11 protein-coding genes are annotated in these 9,469 nt (G+C 67.8%); 3 read left to right on the forward strand and 8 right to left on the reverse strand.

Annotated elements, in window-relative coordinates:
- Window positions 1–383 (forward strand): hypothetical protein (locus QH276_RS35410; protein ID WP_432278777.1); only part of this gene is annotated, 383 nt, incomplete at its 5' end.
- Window positions 384–471: 88 nt separating this feature from the next.
- On the opposite strand, the gene QH276_RS00225 is transcribed toward QH276_RS35410, so the two are convergent.
- The 4 genes from QH276_RS00225 to QH276_RS00240 form a co-directional block, all read right to left on the reverse strand.
- Entirely contained in the window at window positions 472–1,467 is a 996-nt protein-coding gene (locus QH276_RS00225; protein ID WP_280399334.1) for a pirin family protein, read from the reverse strand.
- Window positions 1,464–1,937, reverse strand: a complete 474-nt coding sequence (locus tag QH276_RS00230; protein ID WP_280399333.1) for a carboxymuconolactone decarboxylase family protein — start codon at window positions 1,935–1,937, stop codon at window positions 1,464–1,466. Before QH276_RS00230 ends, QH276_RS00225 begins: the two co-directional genes overlap by 4 nt.
- A 137-nt stretch (window positions 1,938–2,074) precedes the next feature.
- Window positions 2,075–2,467 carry a GNAT family N-acetyltransferase gene (locus tag QH276_RS00235; protein ID WP_280399332.1) on the reverse strand — a complete coding sequence of 131 codons (393 nt, stop codon included), beginning with the start codon at window positions 2,465–2,467 and terminating at the stop codon, window positions 2,075–2,077.
- Window positions 2,467–3,597 (reverse strand): LLM class flavin-dependent oxidoreductase, encoded by a 1,131-nt coding sequence (locus QH276_RS00240; RefSeq protein ID WP_280399331.1) that lies wholly within the window; start codon window positions 3,595–3,597, stop codon window positions 2,467–2,469. The genes QH276_RS00235 and QH276_RS00240 overlap by 1 nt, the downstream gene beginning before the upstream one ends.
- An 89-nt stretch (window positions 3,598–3,686) precedes the next feature.
- On the opposite strand from QH276_RS00240, the gene QH276_RS00245 reads away from it, so the two are divergent.
- Window positions 3,687–4,622 (forward strand): LysR substrate-binding domain-containing protein, encoded by a 936-nt coding sequence (locus QH276_RS00245; protein ID WP_280399330.1) that lies wholly within the window; start codon window positions 3,687–3,689, stop codon window positions 4,620–4,622.
- Between the two features lie 36 nt (window positions 4,623–4,658).
- Here QH276_RS00245 and QH276_RS00250 read toward each other — a convergent pair whose 3' ends face one another.
- The 4 genes from QH276_RS00250 to QH276_RS00265 all read right to left on the reverse strand — a co-directional run bounded on the left by QH276_RS00250 (window position 4,659) and on the right by QH276_RS00265 (window position 7,874).
- The gene (locus QH276_RS00250; RefSeq protein WP_280399329.1) at window positions 4,659–5,405 is read right to left on the reverse strand and encodes a DUF427 domain-containing protein; all 747 of its coding nucleotides are present in this window, start codon (window positions 5,403–5,405) and stop codon (window positions 4,659–4,661) included.
- 120 nt (window positions 5,406–5,525) lie between these two features.
- Window positions 5,526–6,842, reverse strand: a complete 1,317-nt coding sequence (locus QH276_RS00255) for an MFS transporter (RefSeq protein ID WP_280399328.1) — start codon at window positions 6,840–6,842, stop codon at window positions 5,526–5,528.
- Window positions 6,843–6,856: 14 nt separating this feature from the next.
- Window positions 6,857–7,309, reverse strand: coding sequence for a MarR family winged helix-turn-helix transcriptional regulator (locus QH276_RS00260; RefSeq protein WP_280399327.1), 453 nt, complete (start codon window positions 7,307–7,309; stop codon window positions 6,857–6,859).
- Between the two features lie 19 nt (window positions 7,310–7,328).
- The gene (locus QH276_RS00265) at window positions 7,329–7,874 is read right to left on the reverse strand and encodes a TetR/AcrR family transcriptional regulator (RefSeq protein WP_280399326.1); all 546 of its coding nucleotides are present in this window, start codon (window positions 7,872–7,874) and stop codon (window positions 7,329–7,331) included.
- Between the two features lie 145 nt (window positions 7,875–8,019).
- Here QH276_RS00265 and QH276_RS00270 point away from each other — a divergent pair, with 145 nt between their 5' ends.
- Window positions 8,020–9,240: a cytochrome P450 gene (locus QH276_RS00270; RefSeq protein WP_280399325.1), complete on the forward strand. Its 1,221-nt coding sequence runs from the start codon at window positions 8,020–8,022 to the stop codon at window positions 9,238–9,240.
- Window positions 9,241–9,469: the final 229 nt, after the last annotated feature.

Below are 9,469 nucleotides of genomic sequence, written 5' to 3' on the forward strand. Positions count from 1 at the left end.
GCGTGATGTACTCCACGCTCACTCCGGCAAGCGTCGCGAGCTACGCCCGGCGTAATCCCGGGTTTCGGCGTCGCTGCCCGGCGGGCCGCCCCACCAGCGCCGGTCGTACGGCTTCACGACGGCATCGCACGCACCGCCCCCCCCCGACGCGACTGGGCCGTCACCTGGAAGATCTGGCCGCCCGGGGAATCCTCAGCCGAGAACGGGGCGGCGATCAACGACAACACACCGTCCGCATCACCCACGCCGGCCGTACCTTGCACAACGAGGTCAAGCGAAAAATCAGGACCGTCGAGGACGAACTCCTCGATTCCGCGCTGTCGACCGGGGACGCTGCGCGCTTCCGCGGCCTGCTCACCCGGCTGGCCGTCGCCTGTGAATGAGGCAGGATCCGCGCGGCAGGCGTAGCTGCCCGAGGGGTACCGGCTTCAGCGAGCGTCGGCGTTCGGGCAGACCCGGCTCGGCCGCACGCTACTCGCGTGGGACCAGCCTGGAGTTCGGTAGCGGTGGAGCCGGGAGTGGCGGTGGCTGGTCGGGCGGGAATTCGCCGAACAAGGCAGGTTTGCCGGTATCCGCCGGGTCGGCGGGTTCGAAGCCGAGCTCTGCTTGGTAGCGGCGGCGGAATTCGGCGATCTCGTCGTGATCGCGGCCGATGAAGTTCCACCACATCACGATCGGCTCCCCCAGCGGGACACCGCCCAGCAGGATGACGCGGGCTCCGGTATCGCCCGCGGTGACGACCAGGGTGTCGGAGCCGGGTGGGACGTAGGCGAGCGAACGCCGGCCGACGACGGCCGAGTTCACCGTGACCTCCGCGTTCTCGGCGAGGACCGCGTGTTCGAAGTCGGTTCGCACGGTGAGCCGCGCCGAGGCGCCGGGTTCGAGGATCAGTTCGGCGCCCAGCAGGTCGGGTGTCCGGGTGTCGATCGGCGAGACCGAGCCGAGGAGCGCTCCGATGAATACGCGCGCCGTGCCGCCGGGGAGTGCGACCGGCTCCGGCCGGTAGTGCGCGAACGCGTTCTCGCTGAACCGCGTCTCGTCGGGCAGCGCGTACCAGAGCTGCACGCCGTGCAGGGTGCTCGTATCGGGGTTGCTGAGTTCCTGGTGGGTGATACCGCGGCCCGCGATCATCAGGTTGAGCTCGCCCGGTACGACCGAGGCCGCGTTACCACCGGAGTCGAGATGTTCGACCCGCCCGGTGAACAGCCAGGACACCGTCGCCAGCCCGGTGTGCGGATGCCGCGGCATCTGCATACCACCGGTCAGCGAGACATCGTCGGGACCGTAGTGGTCGAGAAAGCACCACGCCCCCACCAGTGACCGCTGCCGTTGCGGGAGGGTCCGGTATACGTTCATCTCCCGCACACCGCCGAGGGGTACGCGGCGCGGCTCGAGGATCTCGGTCGCCGTGCACGGCTGCCCGCGATCCAGGACTTTCAGCTCGGGGTGCGGGTCGAGATCGGTCATCGGATGACCTTCCCTTCGTTATCGCGGGGACGGACCGTATGCCCGCTGAGGATCGAGATCCGGTTGAACGCGTTGATCGCGACCGCCACCCATTCGGCCGCGACGAATACCTCCTCGCCGAGCACCGACCGGGCACCGGCGAGATCGGCCTCCGACTCTTCGGTGAGGGGCAGCCGGGTAGCGGATTCGGCGATGGCCAGCACCGCCCGCTGCCGGTCGTCGAACAATGCGGTCTCCCGCCAGGCCGGCAGCAAATCCAATTTCTGCTGCGGTATCCCGGCCCGCCGCGCCTCGCGCGAGTGCAGGTCGATACAGAACGCGCACGCGTTGAGCTGGGATACCCGCAGCTTGATGAACTCGGACTCCTGGACCGAGAGTCCGCGCTGCGTCGCGGCCTCGCGAATACCCGCCGCGAACGCGTCCGCAGCCTTCCATGCCTCGGGCATCACTCTGTCCAAGGACGGACGCATGGTCACTCCATTCTCGCGGCGACGGCCACACCCGTCTTCCGCATCCGATACCGCTGTCGTGGCGCGATCCGCACACCACCGACCGGAGACAGTGTGCCTGTGTGACGCGGCGCCGGATCACGCGGTCGCGTACACCCTCACGCCTCACTGCGGGTGGCGCGCGTGACCAGATCCATATCGGCAGGTACCGGCCCGCGGAACACACCACCGGCCGCGACGAATTCATCGCCGTGTGTCCGCAGATGGCGCGCGAACAGCGGGCATACCGGAACGACGGTGAGGTGGTGGCGAATGCTGTCGGCGAGCGCCTCGCGCACCAGCAGCCCGGCCAGTCCGCGCCCGCCGAACTCCGGGTCCACCTCGGTGTGGAAGAAGATCCGCGTACCGGCCGCGCCGGGCGCATCGACGAAATCGGCCCGGCCGACGGGTGCTCCACCCGCGAGACTCACGGTGAAGGAGCTGATCGGATCGGCGATCTCGAGTCCGACGGTCACCGCTGCACCGGTTTTGTCGATCAATCCCTCGGCCATCAAGGTGTCCTCTCGTAGGGCGGCGTCGCTGCTCGGGCCGCGATGGGCTGGTCGGCCAGCAGTTCGCGGACCCTGGGGATCACCTGGGTGCCGTACAGCTCGACCGATCGCAGCCGGGCAGTCGCGGAAACGGTACCGGCGGCGGAGTAGATCATGTCGAACCGGCCCACCTCGAGCACCCGGATCGCCTCGGCGATCTTGGCCGCGACCGTTTCCACCGAACCGACGTACAGCGATCCGTGTTCGACCTCGGCGTCGAATGCCTGCCGGCGCAGCGGTGGCCAGCCACGCAGTGCCCCGATGCGGTCGTGGATTTCCCGGTATCCGGGGTAGAACAGTTCCTTGGCCTCTTCGTCGGTGGCGGCGACGAAGCCGGGCGAGTGCATCCCGACCGGCTGCGCGGTGGTGCCGAGCTGCTCATGCGCCCGCCGGTACAGCTCGACAAAGGGCGCGAAGCGAGCCGGGGCACCGCCGATGATGGCGAGCATGAGCCCGAACCCGTAGTGGGCGGCGCGAAGGACCGATTGTGGTGTCCCGCCGACCCCGACCCAGGTGCCGATACGTCCCGATTCGGTCTTCGGGTACACATCCGCCTCGTGCAGGGCGGCCCGGGTGGTGCCCGCCCAGGTGACCGGTTTCTCGTCCAGGAGCCGGTGGAACAGGTCGATCTTCTCCTCGAACAGCACCTCGTAATCCGACAGGTCGTACCCGAACAGCGGGAACGACTCGGTGAACGACCCCCGTCCGAGGATCACCTCGGCCCGGCCGCCCGAGAGCGCGTCGACGGTGGCGAATCGCTGGAATACTCGCACCGGATCGTCCGAGGACAGCACCGTCACTCCCGAGGCGAGCCGGATGCGCTTCGTGGCGGTCGCGATACCGGCCAGCACCGTTTCCGGGCTGGAGATCGCGTAATCCGGCCGGTGGTGCTCGCCCAGCGCGATCACATCGATACCGGCCTGATCGGCCAAGACCGCCTCGGTGACGGTGGCACGAATCGCCTGCGCGTGCGAGACGATCTCCCCTCGGTCGTTGCGGGGCAGGTCGCCGAAACTGTCGATCCCGAACTCGATCGCCGAAACATCGATCGGATCACTCCCTGCTGTCCCGAGCTTGCCGGTGCGCGTCACGCTGTGTCCTTCTTCCGTGGCCTGAAACCGACCGTACGGCGGCCGACCGGTGGGCGTCCAAGACTTGTTCGGACGCCGATCGGTAGGATTTGTCTATCGATATCAGCCCCCGCCTGCTCCGCTATTTCCTGGCCGTCGCCGAGGAACTCCACTTCGGTCGCGCGGCCACCCGTCTCTACATCGCCCAGCCGTCGCTGAGTCATCAGATCCGGAAACTCGAGGAAACCCTCGGTACCCCGCTGTTCGCCCGTTCGAGCCGCCGGGTGCAGCTCACCGCCGCCGGCCGGACACTGGTTCGCGAGGCGCCGAAAGCGCTGGCCGCGCTGGAACAAGCCGTGCAGCTCACCCGGCTGGCCGGGTCGGGGGTCGCGACGACGATCCGGCTGGGCTACACCCCGGTGACCGGCTTCGACACCCTCACCACGCTTCTGGAAGCGCTGCGCGAGGACCACCCCGATCTGATGGTCGACGCCCGCGAATTCTTCAGCGCCGAGATTCCCGAACGGATCCGGGCCGGCGAACTGGATATCGGTCTCGCACTCGCACCGCAGCCGGTCGACGGGGTAGCCGGCGAGATCCTGCGCCAGGAAACCGTTGCCGCACTGCTCAGCATCCGCCACCACCTCGCCGATACCCCGCGGATCCCGGTGGCCGCCCTCCGTGACGAGACGCTGCTGCTGTTCCCGCGTCACCTCGCCCCGGTCTACTACGACGGCATCGTCGCCGCCTTCCGGGAAGCGGGCTTCGAACCCGAGATCTGCGCATTCGACGCACCGCCGGTGTACGCCATGCTCGCCCGGCTCGCCGGCGGACGCGAGATCGGTTTGGCCCCGGCGTCGTTCGCCGAACACGCCGCGACAACCGCCGCCGGCATCGTTGTCCGTGACGTGGTCGATCCGCCGATCCTGGCGGACCTTTCGATACTGTGGCGCGCGACCGATCCCTCACCCGCCCTGGCCAACGTCCTCGCCACCGCCCGGCACTGCGCGGAAAAGCACAAGTGGCTACGCGATCCCGGCACGTAACCCGGGCGGCTGCGACCCGCCGATGGGCGCGTCGGCCTACCCGAACGGTGTCTTCGGCCGGTCCTGTAATTCGCCGTCGATGTACAGGTCGACCTTCTCGTTGTAGAAGCAGGCCAGTCCGGCGATCTTCTGACTCTCCGGGGTCGGGGTGCGGTAGATCCAGGCCAGGTCGGGGTATACGGTGCCGTTGACCTCGATGTTCCAGTAGTCGGCGTTGCCCTTGTACGGGCAGCCGGTACGCGTGTCCGACGAGCGCAGGAGGTCCATCCGGATATCCGTGAGCGGCAGGTAGTACCGAGCGGGGAGACCGGTTTCGAACAGAATCCGTGGGTTGCGCGAATCCGCCACCGTGACCCCATCGATTTCCACTCGGATATGCCGGGAACTGGCGAGGATATCCACCCGCGAGTACGGGTCGCGGGGGTGGACGTAGATCGGTTCGTCTTCCTCGAACCATTCGTCCATCGCCGTCCACTCGAGGCGGACCAGGTCGCTCAGCTCCGGTGAGTCGGGATAACTCCGGGCCGCGCCGCGCGCGGTCGCGCCGTCGACCACGACGTCGTATCCGATCCCGTCACCGAAACGCCGGGACGGATGGACCGTACCGTCGGGTTCGAGTTTCGCGCGCAGATCGGCGGCCGGTATGTAGTACGCCGGGTAGTAGGGGATCTCCCAGACCAACGCGGGCCGGAGCGTATCGGCGACCAGCTGCCCGCCGAAGTAGACCCGCACCCGCTTCTGGCTCGTCTCGACCCGGACCTCGTCTCGCTGCGCCTCGGTCATACCTGCGACCCTACGCCCGGGTGAGCCATCCCTCGGCGATGCGATCGGGCAAAACGGCGGCCGCGGAACGAGCAGGCCCCGCCGGGTGGGCGGGGCCTGCCTGCGAACCTCTTGTGAAGGTCAGTCTCCGACCGTCACCGCCTGCGCTTCCTCGATACTGTGCGGGGCGGGGTCGTGGTCGTCGATATGGGCCAGGGCGGATCGCCCGGCGAGCAGCACCACAACGCCCACGGCGGTACAGGCGGCGCCCACCCAGAACGGCAGCGAAATACTGGTCTCGCCGAGTTTGCCGGCCAGCCACGGCGCGGCGGCACCGCCGGCGAAGCGGACGAAGCTGTAGGCCGCGGACGCGGTGGAGCGTTCCACCGGCGCGGAGATCATGACGGCCTCGGTGATCAGGGTGTTGTTGACGCCCAGGAAGAGGCCCGCGATGACCACGCCGGCGATCAGTACCGGCTTGTGCTCGGCGAACAGCGCCATCACCGCCAGGTCGGCGGCGAACAGCCCGACCGCCAGCGCGATCATCGGCAGGGTGCCGAACCGGGCCTGCAGTTTCGGGGCGAGGAACACCGAGGAGATCGCGAGCAGGATGCCCCAGCCGCAGAAGATGAAGCCGATCGCGTAGGTGCCCATATCCAGCGGGAACGGGGTGTAGGCGAGCAGCGTGAAGAAGCCGAAGTTGTAGAGCAGCGCGGTAATGCTCACGACCAGCAGCCCGCGGTGGCGCAGCGCTTTGAAGGGCGCGGCCAGTGAGGTCGGTTTCGCGGCCCGCGGCCCGTCGGGGAGCAGCACGACGATGGCGATGAAGGCGATCGCCATCAGCACCGAAACACCGAAGAACGGTCCCCGCCAGCTGATGCCGCCGAGTAGGCCACCGACCAGCGGCCCGGTGGCGATACCGATACCGAGGGCGGCCTCGTACAGAATGATGGCCCGCGCGACCCCACCGGTCGCCGCTCCGACGATCGTGGCGAGCGCGGTCGCGATGAACAGCGCGTTGCCCAGGCCCCAACCGGCCCGGAACCCGACGATCTGCGCGACCGTATCGGACAGTCCCGCCGCGGCGGCGAAGACGATGATCAGTGCCAGCCCGGCCAGCAGTGTTTTCTTCGCGCCGAACCGGCTGGACACCACGCCGGTGACGAGCATGGCGACGCCGGTGACGAGCATATAGCTGGTGAACAGCAGCGATACCTGCGACGGCGACGCGTTGAGCTGTTCGCCGATGGGTTTGAGGATCGGGTCGACCAGGCCGATACCCATGAACGCGATAACGCTGGCGAAGGCGACCGCCCAGACCGCTTTCGGTTGCCCGGTCGATGTGCTGTGTTGATCGAGTATGAGCGCGGGCCCTGCGTGGTTACGCTGCGCTGCCGCCTCCGGGCCTGACGCGCTCATACTGTCCGGCGCGGTGGCCGTCCTGGTTGTGATGCTCATCGGTGTTTCCTCGGTTACGTAGGTTTGCCGGTCGATTCCCGGATCGTCGCCAGTAGTTCCCGCAGGTCCGCGGCGAGTGCTGTCAGGCGCGCGGCGTCGAATCCGGGGAGCGGATCCGGTAGCGCGTCCCGCATGGCCGCGCGGGAGGCGGCGAGCCGGGCCTGCCCGGCCGGGGTGAGTGCGATGACGACGGCGCGGGAGTCGTCCGGGTCGCGGTGACGGGAGGCGTAACCCTCCCCTACCAACCGCGCGATCAGCGCGGTCGCCGTGGGTTGTGACGTGCGGTCGATACGAGCGAATTCGCTGACGCGCAGCGCACCGTGTTCCTCGAGCACGGCGAGTGCGCGCACTGTCGCGCGCGGCAGGTCGTCGGCGCTGAGCGTTCCCGCCGCACGGGTGAGCCGACCCGCGGTGACCAGTAGATCGACGACGGTGTCGTCCACATCGGTCACCGGGTTCGGCTGCACTCGAATATTCTTACATAGGCTAACTATCTATTTCCAGCCCCGCGGATGGGATACCCGCCACATGCCGCAACTGCGCGAGGAAGGTCGCCTGGTCGTCACTGCGGACCACGTAGTGACAGGCCGCGAGACGGACGATCGCCGCGGCTACGACATCGGCGTTGTCACCGTCGATCATGGGACGGATGAGATCGCGCATCACCGGTATCACCCGGGTCAGTTCCGCCAGGACATGATCGGGTTCCACATCGACGAGCCGGGCCAGCGAATACGAGTTCTGATGGTCGACCATGTAACGCAGGGCCGCGTCCAGCCGGGCGGCGCCGGTGAGCCCCGCGGTCGCTGCCGCGAAAGCGTCCTCGGTGTTCTGCTGCTCGAATCGGCCGAAAGCGGCGAGCAGTTCCTCCTTCGAGGAGAAGAATCGGTACAGCGTCGGCCGCGAAACCTTCGCTGTCGCCGCGACATCGGACAGGTTCAGTTTGCTGTGACCGTGCCGGCTCAGCACCTCGAAGGTCGCCCGCAGGATCCGCGTCCGGGTCGAGGAGTTCGAGCTCTCATCGGGTGCCATTTACATCCTTTACACTTTTTGTAAGTTATGTAACACTTTATCGGTACCGCTCCGACCGGTCCGACAGCCTCCTCGCACCGCGACCTCCCCGGACAGCTCGACGCGGCACGTTCCATCCAGCTCTAGCTGCATCGAGGTGAGTCCGATGACGGACACCTGTGTTTCGGGTGGCGAGATCGACTTCGATCCGTTCTCCGAGGAATTCTTCCGCGAGCCGCACGAAATCTACCGCCGCCTCCGCGCGGAGGCGCCCGCCCACTTCAATCCCCGGTACGGGCTATGGGCGCTGTCGCGCTACGCCGACGTGGCGCCCGGCATGAAGGACTTCGAAACCTATTCCTCGGCCGAAGGCATCACGCTGGATATGGTCCTGGATCCGGAATACGTCAAACCGGAAATCCCGATGATGATCATGATGGATCCGCCCGAGCACACCCGGATGCGCAATCTGGTGCGCAAGGTGTTCACCCCGCGCGCGATCGCGGAACTGGAGCCGATGATCCGGGAGATCATCGCGACGTTCGCCGCCCGGATCCCTGCCGGGGAATTCGATGTGGTGGCCGATTTCTCCACCCACTTCCCCATCGAAGTGATCAGCTCGATGCTCGGTGTACCCGCCGAAGACCGGGCCCGGCTCCGCGAGTTGCATGCCATTCCGCTGGAACGGCGGCCCGGGGAAACCGGGATGCGCCCCGAAGCGAGAGAGGCCCTGCAGGAGGTCGGCCGCTACCACTTCGGGCTGATCATGGAACGCCGGGCCCGCCCCCGCGACGATATGATCAGCCGCCTCATCGAGGCCGAAGTGGATCGCGGCGACGGGGTCGCGACCAAACTCACCGACCTCGAAATCGCCGGCTTTATCTCGCTATTGGGCGGTGCGGGCGCCGAAACCGTCGCGAAGTTCATCGGTATCGCCGCCGTACTCTTCGCCGACCATCCGGAGCAATGGCAGGCCCTGCGCGCCGACAGGTCGAAAATCCCGGGTGCGTTCGAAGAAGTCCTGCGCTACGACGGCCCGGTGCAGTACGACCTGCGCTACACCCGGCGCGAGGTGCACCTGCACGACCGGACGATCCCGCAGGGCAGCTACGTCCTGATGTTGCTGGCCTCGGCCACCCGCGACGAGAACGCCTTCCACGACGCCGGCCGCTTCGATATCGACCGCCCGCATTCCGGGCACAACCTGGGTTTCGGCTACGGCATCCACAGCTGCCTCGGCGCGGCCCTGGCCCGGATGGAAGGCCGGATCGCACTCGACGCCCTGCTCGACATCATGCCCGAGTACACCGTGGACCGCGCGGGCCTGCGCCGGGCCACGACGACGAACGTGGCCGGCTGGGCGAACGTCCCGGTCCGGGTCGGCTGAGGCTCCGATCAGTTGCATTCCGTACCCCCACACGCATGCGGTTTGCACCGAAAGCCAACCCGACCACGGCGGCGCCGAGTCTTACGAGGCCCTCGGCGGTGCTCACATCCGAACCCGAACGCAACCACGGCGGTGCCGAGTCTTACGAGGCCCTGAGTGGTTTTGGCCCGTGCCCGGGGGGGGGGGGGGGGGGGGGGGGGGGGGGGGCGCGGGGGGGGGGGGGGGGGGG

The sequence above is a fragment of the Nocardia carnea genome, from assembly GCF_029869215.1.
Classification (GTDB): Bacteria; Actinomycetota; Actinomycetes; order Mycobacteriales; family Mycobacteriaceae; genus Nocardia; species Nocardia carnea_B.

Coding starts and splice junctions, on each gene's coding strand:
- QH276_RS00230 (WP_280399333.1), bottom strand. CDS start 1,937: ATGCGTCCGTCCTTGGACAGAGTGATGCCCGAGGCATGGAAGGCTGCG.
- QH276_RS00235 (WP_280399332.1), bottom strand. CDS start 2,467: ATGGCCGAGGGATTGATCGACAAAACCGGTGCAGCGGTGACCGTCGGA.
- QH276_RS00250 (WP_280399329.1), bottom strand. CDS start 5,405: ATGACCGAGGCGCAGCGAGACGAGGTCCGGGTCGAGACGAGCCAGAAG.
- QH276_RS00225 (WP_280399334.1), bottom strand. CDS start 1,467: ATGACCGATCTCGACCCGCACCCCGAGCTGAAAGTCCTGGATCGCGGG.
- QH276_RS00265 (WP_280399326.1), bottom strand. CDS start 7,874: ATGGCACCCGATGAGAGCTCGAACTCCTCGACCCGGACGCGGATCCTG.
- QH276_RS00255 (WP_280399328.1), bottom strand. CDS start 6,842: ATGAGCATCACAACCAGGACGGCCACCGCGCCGGACAGTATGAGCGCG.
- QH276_RS00270 (WP_280399325.1), top strand. CDS start 8,020: ATGACGGACACCTGTGTTTCGGGTGGCGAGATCGACTTCGATCCGTTC.